18 protein-coding genes and 1 pseudogene are annotated in these 21,462 nt (G+C 37.9%); 5 read left to right on the top strand and 14 right to left on the bottom strand.

Translation table 11 applies throughout. The annotated features are described in order from the left end of the window. The 10 genes from cas7c to EHW89_RS01980 all read right to left on the bottom strand — a co-directional run bounded on the left by cas7c (position 1) and on the right by EHW89_RS01980 (position 13,451). A complete protein-coding gene (cas7c, locus tag EHW89_RS02025; RefSeq protein WP_126466531.1) occupies positions 1 to 852 on the bottom strand; it encodes a type I-C CRISPR-associated protein Cas7/Csd2 in 852 nt (283 codons plus the stop codon). A 3-nt stretch (positions 853 to 855) separates the two neighbouring features. Then, positions 856 to 2,745, bottom strand: a complete 1,890-nt coding sequence (gene cas8c / locus EHW89_RS02020; RefSeq protein WP_126466530.1) for a type I-C CRISPR-associated protein Cas8c/Csd1 — start codon at positions 2,743 to 2,745, stop codon at positions 856 to 858. Continuing rightward, positions 2,745 to 3,482 (bottom strand): type I-C CRISPR-associated protein Cas5c, encoded by a 738-nt coding sequence (cas5c, locus tag EHW89_RS02015; protein ID WP_162614533.1) that lies wholly within the window; start codon positions 3,480 to 3,482, stop codon positions 2,745 to 2,747. Before cas5c ends, cas8c begins: the two co-directional genes overlap by 1 nt. A gap of 242 nt (positions 3,483 to 3,724) precedes the next feature. Then, positions 3,725 to 6,115, bottom strand: coding sequence for a CRISPR-associated helicase/endonuclease Cas3 (locus EHW89_RS02010; RefSeq protein ID WP_106383688.1), 2,391 nt, complete (start codon positions 6,113 to 6,115; stop codon positions 3,725 to 3,727). A gap of 193 nt (positions 6,116 to 6,308) precedes the next feature. Beyond that, entirely contained in the window at positions 6,309 to 8,957 is a 2,649-nt protein-coding gene (locus EHW89_RS02005; protein ID WP_126466528.1) for a valine--tRNA ligase, read from the bottom strand. A gap of 20 nt (positions 8,958 to 8,977) precedes the next feature. After that, positions 8,978 to 10,672, bottom strand: coding sequence for a hypothetical protein (locus EHW89_RS02000; protein WP_126466527.1), 1,695 nt, complete (start codon positions 10,670 to 10,672; stop codon positions 8,978 to 8,980). A 7-nt stretch (positions 10,673 to 10,679) separates the two neighbouring features. Next, positions 10,680 to 11,252: a GNAT family N-acetyltransferase gene (locus EHW89_RS01995; RefSeq protein WP_126466526.1), complete on the bottom strand. Its 573-nt coding sequence runs from the start codon at positions 11,250 to 11,252 to the stop codon at positions 10,680 to 10,682. Between the two features lie 336 nt (positions 11,253 to 11,588). Next, positions 11,589 to 11,843 carry a DUF1912 family protein gene (locus EHW89_RS01990; RefSeq protein ID WP_003036340.1) on the bottom strand — a complete coding sequence of 85 codons (255 nt, stop codon included), beginning with the start codon at positions 11,841 to 11,843 and terminating at the stop codon, positions 11,589 to 11,591. Between the two features lie 10 nt (positions 11,844 to 11,853). After that, positions 11,854 to 13,218 (bottom strand): DUF438 domain-containing protein, encoded by a 1,365-nt coding sequence (locus tag EHW89_RS01985; RefSeq protein WP_126466525.1) that lies wholly within the window; start codon positions 13,216 to 13,218, stop codon positions 11,854 to 11,856. Continuing rightward, the gene (locus tag EHW89_RS01980) at positions 13,218 to 13,451 is read right to left on the bottom strand and encodes a DUF1858 domain-containing protein (protein ID WP_003025778.1); all 234 of its coding nucleotides are present in this window, start codon (positions 13,449 to 13,451) and stop codon (positions 13,218 to 13,220) included. The genes EHW89_RS01985 and EHW89_RS01980 overlap by 1 nt, the downstream gene beginning before the upstream one ends. A gap of 309 nt (positions 13,452 to 13,760) precedes the next feature. On the opposite strand from EHW89_RS01980, the gene EHW89_RS01975 reads away from it, so the two are divergent. Further along, positions 13,761 to 14,693, top strand: a complete 933-nt coding sequence (locus tag EHW89_RS01975; protein ID WP_126466524.1) for a nitronate monooxygenase — start codon at positions 13,761 to 13,763, stop codon at positions 14,691 to 14,693. Between the two features lie 290 nt (positions 14,694 to 14,983). On the opposite strand, the pseudogene EHW89_RS01970 reads toward EHW89_RS01975, so the two are convergent. Further along, positions 14,984 to 15,469: pseudogene (locus EHW89_RS01970) on the bottom strand (cytidine deaminase family protein). Position 15,470: 1 nt separating this feature from the next. Further along, positions 15,471 to 16,829, bottom strand: a complete 1,359-nt coding sequence (gene rlmD, locus EHW89_RS01965) for a 23S rRNA (uracil(1939)-C(5))-methyltransferase RlmD (protein WP_126466523.1) — start codon at positions 16,827 to 16,829, stop codon at positions 15,471 to 15,473. A gap of 56 nt (positions 16,830 to 16,885) precedes the next feature. On the opposite strand from rlmD, the gene EHW89_RS01960 reads away from it, so the two are divergent. The 4 genes from EHW89_RS01960 to EHW89_RS01945 all read left to right on the top strand — a co-directional run bounded on the left by EHW89_RS01960 (position 16,886) and on the right by EHW89_RS01945 (position 19,559). Next, positions 16,886 to 17,662, top strand: coding sequence for an aminoglycoside 3'-phosphotransferase (locus EHW89_RS01960; protein ID WP_126466522.1), 777 nt, complete (start codon positions 16,886 to 16,888; stop codon positions 17,660 to 17,662). Between the two features lie 63 nt (positions 17,663 to 17,725). Further along, positions 17,726 to 18,502 (top strand): recombination regulator RecX, encoded by a 777-nt coding sequence (gene recX / locus EHW89_RS01955; protein ID WP_006267569.1) that lies wholly within the window; start codon positions 17,726 to 17,728, stop codon positions 18,500 to 18,502. An 86-nt stretch (positions 18,503 to 18,588) separates the two neighbouring features. After that, positions 18,589 to 19,122 (top strand): nucleoside tri-diphosphate phosphatase, encoded by a 534-nt coding sequence (gene ntdP / locus EHW89_RS01950; RefSeq protein WP_003031472.1) that lies wholly within the window; start codon positions 18,589 to 18,591, stop codon positions 19,120 to 19,122. Positions 19,123 to 19,241: 119 nt separating this feature from the next. After that, positions 19,242 to 19,559 carry a DUF960 domain-containing protein gene (locus tag EHW89_RS01945; protein WP_003031462.1) on the top strand — a complete coding sequence of 106 codons (318 nt, stop codon included), beginning with the start codon at positions 19,242 to 19,244 and terminating at the stop codon, positions 19,557 to 19,559. A gap of 125 nt (positions 19,560 to 19,684) precedes the next feature. Here EHW89_RS01945 and EHW89_RS01940 read toward each other — a convergent pair whose 3' ends face one another. Then, on the bottom strand, positions 19,685 to 20,059 hold the full coding sequence (locus tag EHW89_RS01940; RefSeq protein WP_003025803.1) for a S1 RNA-binding domain-containing protein: 375 nt from the start codon (positions 20,057 to 20,059) through the stop codon (positions 19,685 to 19,687). 1 nt (position 20,060) lies between these two features. Beyond that, on the bottom strand, positions 20,061 to 21,461 hold the full coding sequence (locus EHW89_RS01935; RefSeq protein ID WP_126466521.1) for a bifunctional Cof-type HAD-IIB family hydrolase/peptidylprolyl isomerase: 1,401 nt from the start codon (positions 21,459 to 21,461) through the stop codon (positions 20,061 to 20,063). Position 21,462: the final 1 nt, after the last annotated feature.

Genomic DNA, 21,462 nt, shown 5'->3' with positions numbered 1-21,462 from the left:
TTACAGCCCTTCTATAATTTCAACCTGTAAACCTTTTGCTTCATATTCTGCCAGTTTTTCTTGATTAAGATGAATAGTGTAGTCTTGGTAGCTGTCCTTATCTTGCTTCTCTTTGTCAAATTCTAACAAATCAAAGATACGCGCACTGGATACATTTCCCAGCTTGCTACTATGTATAAACCAAAAGACTTCGCGAACACGCATTGACCCCTCAGGACGAGCCGATGACGCATCATTCTCAAAAAGGCTAACAAGCGCTTCTCTAATCACCTCAGCATCTTCATCAGAAAATCCGGTTTTCTCAGCGAAATTAGGGTTAATAGACCCCTTGATGACATAGACACCGTATTCGACAAAGTGCTTAGTTCCCATCGTATCGGATGAACGCCCACTCGCTTTTTTAGGCTCTACACCGTTTGTGCTTCGAGTAATCTGTAAACTAGAAATGATAATCGGATCCAAAGATTTAGCCATGCTGACAGAAACCGGTCCACGAATAGCAAAAGAACGATCTTTTAGATAAGTGAAAACTTGACCGAACGAACGGACATCCATCCATAATTGATTGGCCTTTTCATTAATTTCTTCATCCGATTCTTTTCCCGTAAATTGAGTCTTGAACCGCTTCTCGAGTGAATTAAGCCCATCCTCAATGCGATCATTTGCTTGTACAAAGATGGTGTGGCCAAAATCCTGCATCCGATTGCGGATTTTGCGCTTGATGGCCACATCGCTGATTAAGCCTTGATTGGCTGCATTTGTTCTTGGCATATTTCCTGACAAGGGATCTCCATTTGCATTAGCTTCCCTCACTTCAACCGTGACCATAAAATCAATCTTGTGTTCCAACATCTGCTATTCCTCGCTTTCATTTTTCTCTTGTTTTGTATAAAAGAATTGCTTTTCAGCATAGTAACCAAAAATAAATTGATAATCCAAGGGATCGTTGATATCCTTCTTTATCATTAGAGGATTGAGTAACTGAACAATCTCTGCTCTCTCTTTATCCAATTTATTAAAAATTCCATGAGCATTTAACTTTACAGCTTCTTCATAAGGTTTAATTTTATTTGTCAAATTCATCATTAACTTGGCAGGCTGGCTGGTATAGGCGTTCCAGTACCTCTCGGCATTTGTAATTCTTTCCTGATTATTACCATCTATTCGATATCGCTGAGTTTCAATTAGCTCAAATATAGCTAATAATCTTCCAAAAAGGTAGGAACGATTGGTATTTTCGTGGTCTAACATTGGTTTAAACTCCCTTCCATATTGTTTGTGTAAAATTGCTAAACTTACTTGCTGCACTTGAGACCAGTGTTTAGGGTACTTTTGTCGCTGCTTAATATTTGCTTCTAATTTCTTAACGATCGTACTGGGCATGGGATTTCCATCAATCAAAGCTGTTACTAATTGCTGATATTGGTCACTTCGGAAACTATCATTATCTAATTCTAAATAACGTTCCCTATCCACACCATAGGCAGCATTGATAATCTCAATAAAGGTTGGGGTTTTTAATTTGTAATGACGCTCTTTATTTCTTGCTTCCCAAGAATAATTTCCTTGCCACGCTTCCAAATTTTTCAATAACTGAGAAACTTGAAGCTGGCGGAAGTATTTTAAAGCAATACGGCCATTACTGGTTTTATTCAATATGGCAATGTAATATGTAGCATCATTACCAAATAATTTTTGCCCTTTGATAAACGAAGAACCTATTTGCTTATTTTCTTCATTCGGTTTAATTAAAAACATATTTTCTTCTTCGTTTTCATCATCTTCAAATAAATCATCAAACATCGGCTTAACAATATCCAATTGACTCTCGTTTGCTAAATCATCGCTAAACCAATTGATCAAATATTGTGATGAACCTAACCAAGCACTGCTATTTTTATTTTCTAATAGGTATTTTATCATCAGATGAATTTTTTCAGAGGTTTCATAGCCAACACTAAAAACGTCTTCTCGTTCCTTGAAGCGCCCTTTATAGGCTTCTCCTTTATTACTAACCGAAATGATTTTAGCATTTCCCATTAGTCCTCTGTGTTTATTTGTAATCTGTTCCGTGCGTCCACTAATATTACAAGTGCCTAAATTTTTCCAATTAGCTTCTATAAATGAGATAAACGATTGGTGCAAATCTTTGTAAGTAGTTACCGATTCATTCTTAAATCCATGAAATTGTACAATTGAAAACTCTAAGAAATAAGCTGATAAATCAACAGTCTTGTTTTTTCCATCAGAGTCAGAATAGGTGATTTTCAATCCCTCCCTTTGGTAATGCTCGCCATATAAAGACTGAAGAATGCTACTTAGAAAATCTGTTTGGAGAATAAACTGCTGAATTTTCATCAAAAAATCCTTGACTTTACTTTCTTGACAATAATCAACCCAGTTATTCAATTGTTCATGAAAAGTATCGTACTGTGTTTGATTTACTTCCGAAACATAATAAGAAAACTTATCTACAAGAGGGTGAGGTGCTGGATTACTGCCAGAGCGAGCGACAGAGTCTGCTGTCACAGGAAATAGAATCGTTTGGTCTACTCCCATAAACTCTGCCTTATAAAAGCTACCGTCTGCATCCAATTTAACCGAAATAATATTTTTACCATTGGACTTCAAGCTGGTATGATAAATTGGCAGCAAAACAGGTTCATTTTCACCTTTTTGTTGGTCAACTAAACCAATTTCCTCTGCTTTTTCATAGGCTTTTAAAAGAGAAGTAAAAAAATCCATTAGCTTTCCCCTTTCTCCATAGCTTCATATTTTTCGTATTCTGCGTATTCTTTGTCCACCGACTTAATCTGACTGGGCACTTTAAAGGCATAACTAGATAAAGTATTGACAATCTCACACTCGGACTGAGCTTTAAACTTAATCACCCCATTTTCCATCACTGTCTTAGTAAAATAAGATTTCAAGAGTGTCTGATTATCTGTTGGATAGGCAAATGAATGGAACATGATGCCTAAATCAATGGTAACATTATCATAATAAGAAGGCATATTCTCATATTCTTCTTGCTTGATTTCATCAACTAAACCAAAACATTCCCTAGTACCGAGAAAGAGATCACGTCGTCCACCCTTTCGAATAGACCGCTCCATAATAGCCTCATGCTTGTTAGGCAGCCTATCTTGCATTAAATCTTTACGATTCTCATTCCAAATGAAATGGAATTTAACAAGGTATTCAACATTGCTCAAATAAGACACGTAACTCAGATCAGCACTATAATCATGTAACAAAGCACGAACACCATGCAGCTCTGTCTGGATTTGATTGATAACCTTCACTTCAGTGACAACATTTATAAACGTCGGCTTGTGGTAAATACCATCAACAATTCCCTGCAAAGCTTGCCGTGTAGGAACCGAATATGACGATCTTTCACTGCCGCCTTTAGTTGCCGGATTCGTAAAAAGAGCCCTATCTCCGCGAATCCTTGCATAGAAATTTCTCGATCTGTACAAGGTCAAAACCTCCTTCTTGTTATTATATAATCCTATCTTAACACTTGAATTTCTAAAAGTCAAATATTTTTATTCTATATTTAGTGTTTTAAAAAATGTTGATTATATTAAATAGTTTTGATATAATCTAACCATCATAGTAGTATCTATGCGGATTGAAATTATATTTAGTGTTTTTGTAAGATGAATTGCAGGTCAACAAAGTCCTCTACTGACTTTCGTTGGCCTGTTTTCATTTAAATTTATAGCAAAAAACTTCCTAATTCCAAAGTAATGCCTTTATTATCATCATAATAACCGTCAGACAGTATAAGAATTTGACCATGAAGATAAGATTTTGTCGCTTCAAGTATCGGATCATGCTCGCGAACATTTACGGTATATGGTTGCAATTCTTTTAAAAGAGATCTTATTGTTTGATAATCTTCTACCGACGGGTAGTCGGATTCACATAATTCTTCTAATACATATAATTTTTCAAACGCATCTCCATAAGGAACCAACACCCCTATACTATCATTGTTTATCAGATTCATTTTGGAACCTGCTTTCTTAAATGCTTGTTTTAACTTTCCTTTAAAGCCTGTTTTTCTTTGATATAAATTGATACTTAAATAATCATAGACTGACTCCCCATGCGCCAAAGGGTAATCCATTGAATTTTTGTTGTTTGCATAATAGTATTCAAAGAAATCTCGGTTTAAAGTCGAAACGTCAATAGGCGATGAAATTTTATGTAGAATATATTCTGTTGACTCTTTCTTAGCTTTTATTTCTTTAAGCCGTGAAGTATTTTCTTCTTCATTTGTCAGATTAACTAAGGTAACTTGACCTTTATCACGTTTACCTTCACGGTTGCAACGCCCACTAGCTTGCACAATTGAGTCAATCCCTGCATAGGAACGAATGACACGATTAAAGTCAACGTCAACTCCTGCTTCTATCAGTTGCGTACTAATACAAATAATAGGCACACCATCCGCTAATTGTTTTTTAATTTCTGAAATAATATCCAACCTGTGCTGCGCACACATATTTGTCGATAGCTGATAGATTGGTCTATCAGTCAGTTCTTCAAGTAGAGTATAAAATTTATCAACTGTCTTTTTGGTATTGAAAATTGCAAGAATGGATTCATCATTTCCCAAGACAAAATCTACTAAATCTGAAAGTTTCGACTTTTGGTTATTCTCATCAAATTTTCTAAGTTCTGTTCTTGAAAAGACTTCTCTTTCTTCAACGGTTAAATCAACAATATCCGTAGTTTCTCCATTTTTCCCACCATAGGATAGTCTATGAGTAATTTCGCTAGAATCGTAAGCCGGTTGCGTAGCTGTACATAGAATAACTGTCGTATTCATGACTTTATTTAAAAAATTCATCGTTAGATTGAATAAAGTCGTCACTTCAATGGGCAAAGACTGCACTTCATCTAAAATTAAGACACTGTCAATAAGACTTGAAAAACGTCTAATGTTAGACGATTTTGTTTTAAATAAGGTTTGAAAAAATTGTACCATTGATGTCAAAACAACTTGACTATCCCAACTATCAATCAGATACTCAGACATCAATGTTTCTTTTTCATCGTTGTCATCAGTCTGTCGGATAACATTTGAATGGTGCTCCAATATACCTACATCACCAGTTATTTTCCTAATTTCAGCAGCATTCTGCTCTAGGACAGATAAAAACGGTGTAATGTAGAAAAATCTTGATTTATTTTGATCCACTAATTGATGAAAAGCATATCTCATACTAAGATTCGTCTTACCAGCACCAGTAGGTAAATCTAGGCGATATATACCCGCCGAATCATTTTCTCCCCTACCTTTAACGCGTTCACTAATTTGTGTACGAATGACATTAAGTTTACTCGTTGGATGACTAAAACTACGATATTTTTGCTCAATAGATTTTAGATAGAATTTATTTAATTTTATTTTTTCTTCTTGTTTTATAGGATTGACAAGTAGCTCATAAGCATTGATTGTGTCAAGAATATCAGCATTCTTTAGCAAGGATAAATATAGTCGCACGAGGCATGATTGATAATAAGCTTCTTCACTATCATCCCGACAATCTAATTTTGATATAGCTTGTTGGTAATTTTCAAAGGATTTATCAATGAGTATTTCTAAATTCTGATAACCATACTGTTCTAACTTTGTTTCCAAAAGGTGGGCAAAATTCTTCACATCGCTATCAAAATGATAATCTAACATCTCTCTAGCAATTCGATTTCTTAGTTTGTTATATTGAAATTGCTCCGAATCCTTATCAAAAATATCAAACATTCCATGATGAGCAGAAATAACATAAGCAGTAATATCATTGAATTGTATGCGTGCCGCCTTATCAACTCCTTTTGTAGACAGCTGCATTTGAATTTTATTATATAAATACTTTGCCCCTGCATAAGAATGATCAACGTGTAAGCTTGGTTTTTCTTTTAACTTTTTTTGAAAAAGTTGATCTGCCTTCCCTAGATCATGATAGAGACCTAACAAGAAAAGTACATCGCCTTGCCCAATAATTGAAGCATCCTCCTTTGCCTTGCTAGCTACATTAAAGGAATGTTCTTCCAATGACTGTTTTTTATCTGTTTCACGTTCATAATGTGCTAAAATCACCCTAGCACCCTCCTTTCAATAATTACTTTCTAGAATAATTTTAATAATATTATAACATATTTTTATGCTCTTGAAAACGGATACATTTTTTAGGCTGTCATATATTATTAAGAATACACCACCCCTTTCAAATATTATAACCATATAAAAACACAGTTTTTACACCGTGTTTTCTTGTATCTATCTAGTCTGGCTAAACCAACTTCTTCATCTCTTCGATACGTTCTTGTGTCGCATCATACTTAGCTTGGTAGTCGGCTTGTTTGTCGCGTTCTTTTTGGACGACTTCTGGTTTGGCGTTAGCGACGAATTTTTCGTTGCCAAGTTTGCGTGCAACTATATCCAATTCTTTTTGCCATTTAGCCAGTTCTTTGTCAAGGCGGGCTAGTTCTTCTTCAACATTGAGCAAGTCAGCGAGAGGCAGATAGATTTCTGCTCCTGTGATGATGCTGGACATGACTAGTTCTGGCACAGCAAGGTCCTCCGCGATTTCCAAATGTTCTGGATTGGTGAAGCGCTTGATGTAGTTGACATTAGCATTGAAAAATGCTTCTAATTCGCTGTCGCTTGTTTTCACAAGGATTGTGATTGGTTTGCTTGGGGCAACATTCACTTCACTACGTGCGTTACGGACAGCACGAATCAGGTCTTTGAGACTTTCAACACCTTTGTGCGCAGCTTCATTTTCAAATGCGGGGTTAACTGTTGGGTATTCAGCTGTTACGATTGAACCTTCAGAAATTTGTTCAAAGATTTCTTCCGTCACAAACGGCATGATTGGGTGAAGCAAACGAAGGATCTTATCAAGTGTGTAAAGCAGAACTGAGCGAGTAATCACTTTTTCATCTTCGTTGTCGCTGTAAAGCACTTCTTTTGTCAATTCAACGTACCAGTCAGCAAATTCATCCCAGATGAAGTTGTAAAGGATATGACCAGCCACACCAAATTCAAATTTATCAAAGTTTTCAGTAACTTTGGCAATTGTTTCATTCAAGTTGTGAAGAATCCAGCGGTCAGTAACATTCCCGGCTGTACCAGCCACAACTTTTGCAACATTTTCACTCGCTTGGTCAAGTGTCAACTCTTCATTGTTCATCAAAATATAACGAGAAATGTTCCAGATTTTGTTAATGAAGTTCCAAGCGGCATCCATTTTTTCGTAAGAAAAACGCACGTCTTGACCTGGTGCAGAACCGTTTGATAAGAACCAACGAAGCGCGTCAGCACCATATTTTTCAATAACATCCATCGGGTCAATACCGTTACCAAGTGATTTAGACATTTTACGTCCTTGTTCGTCACGGATAAGACCGTGGATAAGTACGTTTTCAAATGGACGACGTCCTGTGAATTCCAATGATTGGAAAATCATGCGTGATACCCAAAAGAAGATGATATCGTAACCAGTTACCAGTGTAGATGTTGGGAAGTAACGTTTGAAGTCTTCTGAGTCTGTGTCAGGCCAGCCCATAGTTGAGAATGGCCAAAGGGCAGAGCTAAACCAAGTGTCAAGAACATCTTCATCTTGAGTCCATCCGTCACCTTCTGGAGCTTCTTCACCAACGTACATGTCACCTTCAGCATTGTACCAAGCAGGAATTTGGTGCCCCCACCAGAGCTGACGAGAGATAACCCAGTCGTGAACATTTTCCATCCATTGAAGGAAAGTATCGTTGAAACGTGGCGGGTAGAATTTCACTTCATCATCAGTATCTTGGTTGGCAATCGCATTTTTAGCCAATTGATCCATTTTAACGAACCATTGTGTTGACAAACGTGGTTCAACCATAACCCCTGTACGTTCTGAGTGACCAACGCTGTGAACCATTTTTTCGATGTTAACAAGCGCACCGATTTCTTCCAATTTTTTAACAACGGCTTTGCGAGCTTCAAAACGATCCATGCCAGCAAATTCACCAGCAAGTTCGTTCATTGTACCGTCATCATTCATGACATTAACTTGAGGTAGATTATGACGCTGACCAACAAGGAAGTCATTAGGGTCGTGGGCTGGAGTGATTTTAACCACACCAGTACCAAATTCTGGGTCAGCGTGTTCATCAGCCACGATTGGAATAGCTTTGTTAACGATTGGCAAGATAACATTTTGTCCAATCAGATCTTTGTAGCGAGGATCTTCTGGATTGACAGCGACAGCCGTATCTCCAAACATGGTTTCGGGTCGGGTTGTTGCTACTTCAAGGGCGCATGAGCCGTCTTCTAACATGTAGTTCATATGGTAGAAAGCACCTTCCACGTCCTTATGGATAACTTCAATATCAGAAAGGGCTGTACGAGCTTTTGGATCCCAGTTGATGATAAATTCACCACGATAAATCCAGCCTTTTTTGTAAAGTTCTACGAAAACTTTACGAACCGCTTTTGACAAACCTTCATCAAGGGTGAAACGTTCACGTGAGTAGTCAACAGAGATACCCATTTTACCCCATTGTTGTTTGATTGTTGATGCGTATTCATCTTTCCATTCCCAGACTTTATCAAGAAATTTTTCACGACCAAGGTCGTAGCGTGAGATACCGTCTTCAGCAAGACGTGCCTCAACTTTTGCTTGTGTTGCAATCCCCGCATGGTCCATACCAGGAAGCCATAAAGTATCAAAACCTTGCATACGTTTTTGACGGATAATAATATCTTGCAAAGTCGTATCCCAAGCGTGACCAAGGTGAAGTTTACCAGTGACGTTTGGTGGTGGAATTACGATAGAATAAGGCTTGGCCTTTTGATCTCCTGAAGGCTTGAAAACACCCTCATTAAGCCATTTTTGATAACGACCAGACTCAACCTCAGCTGGATTGTATTTTGGTGAAAGTTCTTTTGACATGTGTTTTTCTCCTTTTCATCTTATGTTTTAATTAAAAGTTGATGATCTATGTGTAGTTCTGGCATTGATATAACTCTGTCATCTTTAAAATATTTATATGGAGTAGTGTTGACCGTTACTATGCCGATTTCTACATTATCAAATTTACCAAACTCAACTTCAAATAATTCTTTATGCGCCTTGATTTCGTTTTTTAGCTTTCGTAATTTTGAAAATTCTTTATAAATAGAAGTATTTATAATGCTTTTACACTGCCTCATATTTCTTGCTAAACCATAGTTTTTTAAGTCATAAATATATAATGTAGAATCGTGTATAAAGAATAAATCAATTTCCTCTATTAACTTCTTAGACCTTATTAATTGTTTTATTTCTATCTTTTTTGACTGATTTAAATAGTAATTGATCTTAGCATTTTTATCAATTTTCGAAGCGATATCCTTAAGTTCAGGCAATAAACGCTCATCAAAATTTTCTTTAATCAACTTTGCCCACTCTTTTCCATTTTTTTTATTTAATATGTCTGTTCTTAATATTCTGTAGGAAAAATACTTCGCAGATTCAAAAAATGAAAATGTTGGTATTACATCAAAATTTGAAAAACTTATCAAAGGAGAACGAAACATTCTCATATTTGGTTCTCCAATTAGATTATCAACTTTTCGTCTATAAAATTCTTTATTGTTAAGCGTTAGATTTTCAATAATCAGTGACGCAGATTCTTCTGATATTTTCTGATTTAATGCTAAATCTTTAACAAGTAAATTCTTTTCACAGATGCTTAAATAATTGTTACTCAACTTAGCAGCTCTCTCATCATCTGTTACATTTAAGTAGTTTTCTAAGATTGATGGAGAGATCTTTTTTACTTTCTCAAGATACCTCATTACAATATCAATCTTTTTATCCCCAACTACTACTATTTCATTTCTTGTATTAGTAATATACTTCGTGAATTGCTCAAAGACTCGCCTTGGAAATACAATACCTTCTTCCCTTGTAAAAGTGATATCATCCCGTTCCTGCTCATTTATAAATGGCAAGGCGTCTATATAATTATCTAATTGGATTATTGAGAAACATAAACCAAACAAATCAAACATATCTTGAAAATTTATAAATTCAATTTTCATGCTTTTTTCATCTTTTAACGACTCACCTATTAAGAGTTCATTAATGATGATTTCTAAACAAGTTTTTAATTCTCCCAAATATACTCTTGGATCAAAAAAAATAAACGATTTTAGTTGATTAAACTGAATAATCAACGAATCAATACAATCATTCTCTGACTCTATTAAATTTGTATCTAAATATATTGTAATTTTACTTAATACACTTGCCAATAAGCTCATTTGTAAAATTAAGTAATTTTTATTGTATAATGAAAGCTTATTTCTTATTTTTTTATTTATCTCAGTTCTAACACAACCAACTAATTGTTTGATTCCCTTGTTTCCAAGAGTAAAAGTATTTGGAATATCTAACTCCAGAAAATGAAGTTCATCGAGGGTCTGACCGATATTCTGTTTCCCTTTGGTTTGCAGAGAGGGGCGTTGAAATTTCTCAAATTGATTAGGTAGTTCCAGTTCTGTATTTTCTAAAACAGTTCCAGAAAATACTGTCACTAAAAATTTAAAGATTTCGCTATCTTCATTGAAAACTTCTACTGTTTGTAAAATATATTGTAAAGTACCGTTATCTAGTTCAAACATTTGATTGTTACTCCCACTCACTTTTCAGCAATCCATAACGCAATAAATCACAGCGTTTGCCTTGTGCGTCTTTGCGGTCACGAATGCGAGATTCGAGGGTGAAGCCAAGTTTTTCAGCAGTACGCTGGCTTGCTTTGTTGTATCCATAACATTCAATTTCGATTTTGTGGAGATTGAGTAGGGTAAATCCAACTTCCAACAGAGCACGCGCAGCTTCTGGCACGATCCCTTGCCCCCAATAATCTGGGTGAAGCAAATAGCCCATTTCAAGAACATCATCAGCATGGCGATGATTAAAATCAATCGAGCCAATGACTTCATCTGTTCCTTTCAAGCAGATACCATAACCAGACGGTATTTTTTGCTCAATCCAGCGCTTTGGCATAATGTTTTCGAGATAATTTTCCTCTTCTTCCACGCTTTCTGCAGGTGGAAAACCAGCTGGCCAAGTCACCTCTGGCAAACTCGCATAAGCAAAAATCTCTTTAGCATCTGAGACTAGACGTTGGCGCAAATACAGCCGCTCTGTCTCAATATCAGGAAGTTTATTATCTTCAATTTGACCTAAAATATTTATCATAATTTCTCTCCCCATTCCGCTTATAAAAATTCGTCCCTGCCATACATGACAGGGACGAATCACTCCGCGGTACCACCCAATTTCGGGCAGACGCCCGCAACTCTGGTCTTCTTGTTCATCTTTTATTACGTTGTTAGCTCGCTTAGATGTACGCCAGTACAGCCCGCAACTCGCTGCTTAGTCCTAAAAGTAAACAAAAAGACACCATTATTTCATTTTTAGCCTTAGCAACCAGTTTTGACATTTGTGCGGATTTCTCAGCAGTGCCGCTTTCTGTGACAAATGGGATTCAAAACACCTCTAATGCATTTAGTTTAACATGTTTTCTAGAGAAAATCAATAATTTCTCTGCCCAAAAAGTCCGTCTGGTAGGTCATGAAATCCCTTGCCCTCTTGATAGTTGGCAAATTTCCCCAATAAAAACTGATAAGCATCCAGACGACTCTCATAACGAATCGCGGCTTCTTTAGCGCGTTCATCTTGGTCTTCTTCATAGACTTTTTGACTCTCTTGAAGAGCCATTTCGTTGATTGCCACCTGAGTTTTGACCCAAGCTTCAAAATCCTTTAAAAATTCCTGTTCGTACGTCATCATATTCCTTCTAATCTACTCCTCGGTAGAAATCTTCTTCAATATCACGGAAAGGCTGAATATCTTGGACATATTCCAGCACACCTTGAAATTCTCCTGCTTCATCTCTCACTGCCGCATACGTCACATGAACAAATTTATCCCGCGACTCAGACTTGAACCACATAACAAACTTGTCTCGCTTACCTTCACGCAATTCCTTAAAAATAAAGCGAACTTTCTCTAAAAACTTAGGCGGGTGGCACAGCTCGACATTGCGCCCCACTTGACTCGGCGTCCGTTTGAAAATCATCTCATCAGCTGGCACACTGTCATTGTAGTACTGGAAAATATCCTTCTTATTAACAAAGGTAATCTCCATTGGCAGATGATTCAAGATTAGATTTGCCTCTTCCACTGACAAATAGCCCTGTCCAAAAGACTGTTGGATCTGTCGATCAAAATTGTTTTCTGCCTTTTTCTTTTTTGGTTTAAAAGAAATGGTGACCTGCCCATCAGGTGTCTCAATGACTTGCTGAATAGTACCGTCTGACACCAACTCGTCACGGGCTGCCGCTTCGCTTCCAGTCTTCTCAGCAGTCTCTTTTTCTGCCTCCGTGAATGATTGACGAGCTGGTACCCACTTTTCAGCCGGCTTGATAATCGCATAGCCATAGGCATCACTTTCTTCTGCAATTTTCAACCAATCGTCCTGTGTGAAAGATTCCAGCAAAATCATAAGCAAGATGGACTCTTCCTTGAAAATCATTGCTTCAAACTCAGCTGCAAAATTTTCAAATGTTGCTCGAACTTGCTCGATACCTAGATTGGACAAATCTTCAGCAGCAGTCTTTGCTTCTTGAAAAAGCTCTCGAATCTGGTCGTCCACACCCCACATAACCTTGGGTGGTGAATCGTGACCATATCTCTCCATAATCGGAAACATCAGCTCTTCCTTGCGCTGATAATGAATGTCAAATTGACCGACCAAGCCCAGCTGGCGCATCAACCCCTTTTCCAACTCTGTCTTCATTTCTGCATCATCTGTTTGAGCATAGGTATCAAGGAGGCGCCGGATCCGCAACAGAGCCGCTCTCAGAGCCAGATTTTCCTGCTTAAAAATTTGAACTGGATGTCCTGGATGATCTGTGTCAGCCACTTCTACATTTTTCACTGCTCCCTTAAAAAGATTCGCATGAACATTGCAAAGCGACATAACATCCTCAAAGGTTACACCCGTATCCGAGTTCATCAGTTCGTGCTCCATAAGACTGATCTCAATAGCCGAAACGCCTGTAAAATGCTTGTTAAACTGCTCTTGAACCTCTTCTGCTGTTGCGCCATGGTGCAAATCCAGCAAAATGGATTTCAAAATCTCAATTCGTTCATCTGCCATTAGTCTAGCCCCACCACTTCATAGCCATTTGCTTCCAATGTCATGACAATTTTATCCATAGGGGTTCCCTCTAACTTAGAACCTTGTTTTAACGACACCTTGCGACCAACCGTATTGCGCATGATTGGATTGGCAAGCGGTTTAAAACCCAGTTCCACCAAAATTTCTAACACTTCTGGGTGCTTGTCCACTACTTCTGCTACAGGAATGGATACATCAATGATATTGTCCATATTTCACCTCATGAACATTTTTCTATTATTATAACACAAAAAGCAGTTGCTTTCTAAGCAAAATCAAAGCGTTCTTTATCTTTGCCTCATTCCATTTTTCTGAATCAAGCATCTATAACTATTTTTAATATAGTATAAGTATTTGTTATAATAAAATGATTTTGTATTTTTCACAAGTAAAATAATTGATAACCCCTCTTTTCAAAGCAAAATATTTCACAAATAAAAGAAAGATTATTAAATCACGGATTTGAAAACGTTTTTATAATCGTGATATAATAATTTCAAAAACAGAACTAAGGAGATAGTATGTCTATTACAACTTTACTAAACATCAAATATCCAATTTTTCAAGGTGCTATGGCGCAAATTTCTCACTATCAGTTGGCTGCTGCTGTTTCAGAAGCGGGTGGCTTGGGGATTATTGCTTCAGGTGGTATGACTGGCGACCAATTGCGCGAAGAAATTCGTGAATTGCGTAAACTCACAGACAAACCATTCGCTGTTAATGTGATGCTGATGCTGAAAAATGTCGAAGAGCTTGTGAATGTTATCATCGAAGAAAAAGTTCCTGTTGTGACAACTGGTGCTGGCACCCCTAAATTTATTCTGCCTGCTCTCAAAGAAGCAGGTATCAAGGTTATTCCGGTCATTGCCAGCGTGAAACATGCTAAAAAAATGCAGGAATTAGGTGTTGACGCTGTTATCGCTGAAGGAGCTGAAGCGGGTGGTCATATCGGTAGCACCAATACCATGGCTTTGCTGCCACAAATCGCTGATGCGGTTGATATTCCCGTAATTGGTGCAGGAGGTATTGCAGACGGTCGTGGACTTGCCGCTGCTTTCGTTTTAGGTGCACAAGGAGCTCAACTCGGTACTGTGTTTCTCGCATCCAAAGAATGTCCAATCGCTGAAAGTTATAAAGAAGCCGTTCTCAAGGCAAATGATACAGATACAGCTGTCACAGGCAGGAGGGCGGGTGCCCCCGTTCGTTGTATCCGAAACGAAATGACAGACCATTATATAGAGCTTGAAAATAAAGGTACCAGCCGTGAGGAATTGGAAGAGATTACTATCGGAGCTCTCTCAAAAGCTGTATATGACGGAGATACCAAAAACGGCTCCATGATGTGCGGTCAAATTGCTGGTATGATAAAAGAAATCCGACCATGCAAAGAAATCATTGAAACAATCGTCTCAGATGCACAAAAAGTATTGGAAAATATAGAGATTTCCTTGTAAAATAGAAAAAACTTGTAGAAAATAATCTCTACAAGTTTTTCTATTGCTGAAGCAGTTAAAATATTTGCGTTTCATTTTAGTTGCTCAACTTCTGTCGCCTATTTGTCATCTGCCTCAAACTAGACTCACTCATGAACAAGTCATTCTATTCCATTTACCAAATACTATAAAATATCAATAGCATTGCTACAGAATACCTTCTTTGCAATTTTTACATCCTGATTCTTTGAACTTTCGTTGTTAGAAAGTGCCTCGTATATTATTCTAACATACAGTAAAAGTGTTTCATATCATTTCCCGTCATTTTCAGTACGTTCTTGTCCCCACCAGTAAGGCATGAGTTCTCCCAAAGTAATCGTTTCTCGTTTTTCAAAATCCAACATAAACTCCAGATGACGATTTTCAGGATTCAACTCCATTAGAAATTCTCTACACGCCCCACAAGGCATACCAGAACCTCCGCCATAAGGCGGTTTATCACGAAAAGCCAATACTCGTTTCATTTTTGTCTGTCCAGAATACTGATACATATTAAAAGCTGCTGCCCTTTCAGCGCAGAGATGAAAAACACCAGATTTATTGATATCAACTTCGTTGATTTTATCTGCAACCTCCAACAGCCCTCAAGCTGTTGGAGCAAAGCAAAAGCCGGTATAAATCTTTCCATCCTCTGCTTCAATAGCTGCTACAACATGATTAGCGTACACAAAGGGTGATACCTCATGCGGATTATAGAGCTCCTTAGCTTCTTCATACATTTTTTCCCAAATATCCATTCTAATCCTCTTTCCTTACCAACTTCACTACAGCCTCGGTCCTGGCTGTGTGGGGAAACATATCCACAGATTGAATATAATGAACATCGTAGACCTTGCTCAATTGCACCAAATCTCTAGCTAGAGTAGAGACATTACAGGAGACATAAACCATTTTCTTTGGTGCATAACGAACAATCGTTTCAAGCAGCTTATCATCTAAGCCAGTCCGTGGCGGATCCACAATCAAGGCATCTGCTCGGTAACCTTCCTTGTACCAACGAGGAATAATGCTTTCAGCAGTCCCAGCCTCATAATAAGCATTGTCAAAGCCCATCTTCTTGGCATTTCGCTTAGCATCCTCAATAGCTTCTGGTATAATATCCATGCCACGAAGAGACTTTACTTTTTTAGCAAAAGCAAAGCCAATCGTTCCCACACCACAATAAGCATCAATCAGGCAATCCTTTGAATCGACATCCAGAGCCTTAACTGCTTCACTGTAAAGCACCTCTGTTTGCTCTGGATTGAGCTGGTAAAAAGCCCTAGGCGATAAGGAAAACTCGTAATCCAAAACACCTTCCTGAATGGTTTCTTTCCCCCAGATAATCTCCGTCCTATCTCCATAGATTTCACTTGATTTTGTCGTATGGTAATTGACCGCCACTATTTCCAACTCTGGAAATTCTGCTGACAAATCACGAATGACTGGAGAAAAGTCCAACTTCTTTCCCGTAACAAAAATCATCTGCACCTGTCCCGTTTTCCGAGCCCTGCGAATCATAACCGTCCGAACGCCGGCATTTTTTCGCTCATCATAAATAGGAAAATTGTACTTCCCCAAAAGGAGGGCCACTTTATTGATAATTCTCTGCGTTACCTTATCCTGAACCAGACAGTTTTTCAAAGAAATCAGATAATGAGAATTCTGCGCATAAAGACCCGCTTTTACATCTCCCTTAAATTTCCGTGTTTGAAACTGCAACTTCGCTCGATAATATTGAGGTTCTTGCATACCAATCGTTGGACGAATCTCGTAGTTTTCATAACCTTGAGGTGCAAATTTTTTCAAAGCCTGCCGCAGCAGATCTGTCTTAAATTCTAACTGTTTGTCATAATGCAAGTGCATAATCTGGCAGCCCCCGCATTTTTCATAAATCTCACAAGGAGGCTCTACTCGATACTTAGAGCGTTTGTTAATCGTCAACAGTTTTGCTTCGACAAAATTACGCTTAACCGTCGTGATTTGACAAAAAATATCCTCACCTTTTAAAGCACCTGGTACAAAGACCAATGTCTTTTTATAAAATCCAATCCCTTCCCCATTAATTCCCATTTTCTTAATTTTTAAAGGGATTCTTTGCTTTACTTTCAAACTCATAAGCCTATTATACCATGCCAACACGATAATGTTGAGAATATGGTACAATAATCAGTATGAAAAAAGAAAAAGTAACTCTCACAATTTCTCAATTCCCAGAAGAATTACGAATATATACAGAGAAAGCCACTTTGTATGACAGTTCTTCCCACTCAGGCGCAACCGTGCTTTATCTAGACACAGGCTACTATCTTAAAATAGACCAAAAAAGAAAGCTAGCACGAGAGGCACAATGTGCTAAATGGTTTGACAAACAAGGGCTCGGTGTTCCTGTCTTGACATACATCAGCCAAGACAGGGACTACTTGCTCACTAAAGAAGCATCCGGCATATCAGGATTGGAAGTGCTAGACCAACCAGAAGTCCTCTGCCAAACCATGGCAACAGCGCTAAGACAGCTCCATAACCTCCAACCAGTCCACTTTCCCACAAACTCACTTCTAAAGAACTATATTCAGCTAGCGGAAGAGAATTATCAAAAAGGGCTTTTCTATGAAAAAGCTCTCCTGCCACAATTTCAGATTCGCAGTAGAAAAGAAGCCTATCAGCTTATCCAAGAACAGGGACATCTTCTTACAAGAGATGCATTTATTCACGGTGACGCTTGTTTGCCCAACTTTATCTTAAAAGACGCTAAGACGTTCTCCTGTTTCATTGATGTTGGGCTATCTGGCTTTAGTGATCGCCACATTGACCTTTACTGGGCTATCTGGTCACTGAATTATAATCTAGGCAATCCAAAATATGGCGACCTATTTTTGGACTACTATGGTCGAGAAAATATCAACTCCGAGAAATTACGACTTATCGCAGCTTTTGAAGCATTTGGCTAATAGTCACACTTACTATCCCATTCATTAGCTCCAAATTTCACACAAGTTATCGAAAGAATGATTATGAAAATCACTAAAATTGAAAAGAAAAAGCGTCTCTATCTTTTAGAATTGGACGAAATTGACAAACTTTACATCACTGAAGATACTATCGTTCACTTTATGTTATCAAAAGGCATGAATATCAGTGAGCAAGAATTAAAAGAAATTCAGGACTACGCACAGTTTTCTTACGGAAAAAATCTAGCTCTATATTATCTTTCTTTCAAGCAAAGAACTGTCAAAGAAGTGCGGGATTATTTGACAAAATACGAGATTTCCTTAGATACCATCGAGAAAGTACTAACGATTCTCATAAAAGATAACTGGATAGATGACAGACAATATGCTTATTCCTTTATTCATTCCAATCTTCTATCTGGTGATAAAGGTGCTTTTGTCCTCAAGCAAAAATTGGCTCAAAAAGGTATCACAGCTCCTATTATTGATGAAGAATTATGCAAATTTGATTTTACAGAAGTAAGTCAAAAAGTTGCTGCAAAACTACTCCGCAACTATCAAAGCAAACTACCAAGTAAGGCCCTGCAAGATAAAATTCTTCAATCTATGATGAACAAAGGCTTTTCCTATACCGAAGCTAAGGCAGCTTATCAAACCTTAGACATCAAAGAAGATGAGGAAACTCAGCAGAAATTACTGTACAAAGAATTAGATAAGCAATACCGCAAATATTCTAAAAAATATGACGAATATGAGTTAAAACAACGCCTCACCCAAGCACTCGCTCGCAAAGGTTATGATTTTTCTGATATTGCTAGCGCTCTCAGAGAATATCTATAAAAAATGTAAGGTTTATTTATGTTTTTTCATGAAAATATGTTACAATAAGAGCGATAACCTGATTAATTGTAGAAAGTTGGTAGAAGATGAAGCTTCCAAAAGAAGGCGACTTTATTACAATTCAAAGTTATAAGCATAATGGAAGTCTGCACCGCACCTGGCGCGACACCATGGTACTAAAAACAACAGAAAATGCCATTATTGGTGTCAATGACCATACCTTGGTCACAGAAAGTGACGGGCGGCGTTGGGTGACACGTGAGCCAGCTATTGTCTATTTTCATAAAAAATATTGGTTTAACATTATCGCTATGATCCGCGAAAATGGGATTTCCTACTATTGCAATCTAGCCAGCCCCTATTATCTTGATGCAGAAGCATTAAAATACATAGATTATGATTTAGATGTCAAAGTCTTCACCAATGGTGAAAAGCGATTGCTGGATGTAGATGAATACGAGCGCCACAAGCGGCAAATGAACTATTCCAATGATTTAGATTACATTCTCAAGGAGAATGTGAAAATCTTAGTAGACTGGATTAATAATGAGCGTGGACCTTTTTCACAAGCCTATGTCAATATTTGGTACAAACGTTATGTAGAGCTAAAGAATCGCTAAAGTTGCCAAGGGACCTCTGGTCCTTTTTGATTTTCAAAGAACAATTTCTTGCAATTCAAGCTTATTTTATGTATCATATAGAAAATCCTTTGATGAATGAGCACAGAAAGGAAGAAACAATGGCTTTTACAAATACACGTGGACGTTATGCCAGCTTTGGCGTTGTAACAAGTTTGCCAGATGACATTATTGATTCTTTCTGGTACATCATTGATAATTTTTTAAAAGGTGTGTTTGAATTAGATGAACTTCTTCGATTTGAACTCATCAACCATCAAGGAAAATTAACATTTCGATTTTCCGAAGCAAGTCTGTCAACTACTGTCTCTTTTGATTTTAATGACGCTTTCGATCCATTTTTTCCACGAGAAATCTTTGTGACTGACAATAATGGTAAAGAAACTATTATGCTGCCAGATGAGTATACCTTGATGTAATGGTATATTAAGTAGAGCATATGTGATGATACAACCACTCCTTAATGTACGAAAACACATAAAAGCCCTCATAGAACCATTCTATTGAGGGCTTTATATTGAGTATTTAAAGTCTGCTTTGATGCTTATTCATCAGTTTCTTCTTTTGATTGATTCAGAAAATCCATTGCTTCCTTGGTCCAAGTCGGCAAACTTTTGGCGAGCGGTGCAAAACCAATCTTGTAACGGTCATTTGAAAAGCGATGGCGTTTAGGCAAATGATGCTTCTCTTCTTCCAGAGTTCTCATTGACAAACTAGCCTTGCCCGAAAATTCATCATAGTCCATCACTTGCACCAAGACCTGATCGTCAACATGCAGAATTTCATGGATATTTTCGATATATCCTGTCCGAATTTCTGAGATATGAATCAATCCCATGTCACCCGTTTCTAGTTCCACAAAAGCACCATAAGGCTGAATACCGGTAATTCGGCCTTTTAGTTTTTCACCAATTTTCATCTCAATCCTCAACTTTAATGGTTTCAATCACAACATCTTCCAGTGGTTTATCCATTGCACCAGTTTCAACTGCCGCAATCTTATCTAACACTTGATAAGAAGCTTCGTCTAGCAATTGACCAAACACAGTATGCCTGCGATCCAAATGCGGCGTTCCACCTTTGCTTGCATAGATTTCAGCAATCGGTGCTGGCCAACCACCTCGTTCCAATTCCTTTTGTGCATAAGGAATCTTGCTATTTTGCACGATGAAAAATTGACTGCCATTTGTATTTGGACCAGCATTAGCCATTGAAAGTGCTCCACGGATATTATACAATTCTGGTGAAAATTCATCTTCAAACTTTTCACCATAAATGGATTCGCCACCCATGCCCGTACCAGTTGGATCTCCACCTTGAATCATGAAATCCTTGATAATGCGGTGGAAAATCACGCCATCATAGTAGCCATCCTTTGATAAAGCGATAAAATTCGCTACTGTCTTCGGCGCTTGCTCTGGAAATAGTTGAATTTTCAAATCTCCGTGGTTGGTTTTAATAGTCGCTTTCGGACCTTCTGTTTTTTCAATCGTCACTTGCGGAAAATGCAATTCTTTTTCTACCATTCCTAACTCCTCTAAGGCATAAAAAATGCCGTCTTCTTCTACTGTTTTTGTCACAAAGTCAGCCTTTGCTTTGATCTTTTCATGGGAAATCCCCATAGCAACGCTGATACCTGCATAATCAAACAATTCTAAATCATTGAGTTCATCGCCAAAAGCCATGACATTCTCCGGTTTCAATCCTAGATACTCAACAACTTTCGCAACCCCAGATGCTTTTGAACCATTTGTCAGAACCACATCTGATGAATGCGGATGCCAGCGAACCAAGCGCAGATGTTCTCCCAAGTCTTTTGGTAATTGCAAACTATCTCCGATATCTTCAAATGTCCACATCTGATAAACATTGTAGTCTTGATAAAAATCCGGTTGAACAGGTAAATCAGGATACACAATATCAATCGCTTCATTGATGAGAGGCGTCCGTGTCGAAAGGGCTGCCTGATGACTGCCGACGAGTCCAAAGTCAATCCCAATTTCCTTCGTCCAAGCGATATAAGTTTCTACCACATTTCGAGCAATCGGAGTTTGCGCAATAACCTTTCCTGCCTTATCTTCAATATAGGACCCATTCAAGGTGACAAAAAAATCAGGCTGCAACGCTTTCAACTCCGGCACTACACCAAAAATCCCTCTCCCTGAAGCAATTCCTGTCAAAATTCCTTTTTCTTTCAGCTGTTTAAACACCGTTTTGATAGAGTCCGGAATATAGCCAGTCTCTTTCACTCGCAACGTATCATCAATATCGAAAAAGACGATTTTGATTTTCTTGGATTTATATTTTAATTTTGCGTCCATA

Origin of the sequence: Streptococcus periodonticum (genome assembly GCF_003963555.1) — a bacterium.
GTDB classification, from domain to species: domain Bacteria; phylum Bacillota; class Bacilli; order Lactobacillales; family Streptococcaceae; genus Streptococcus; species Streptococcus anginosus.
The sequence above is the reverse complement of the archived record's forward strand: the minus strand, read 5'-3'. Positions and strand labels throughout refer to the sequence as shown.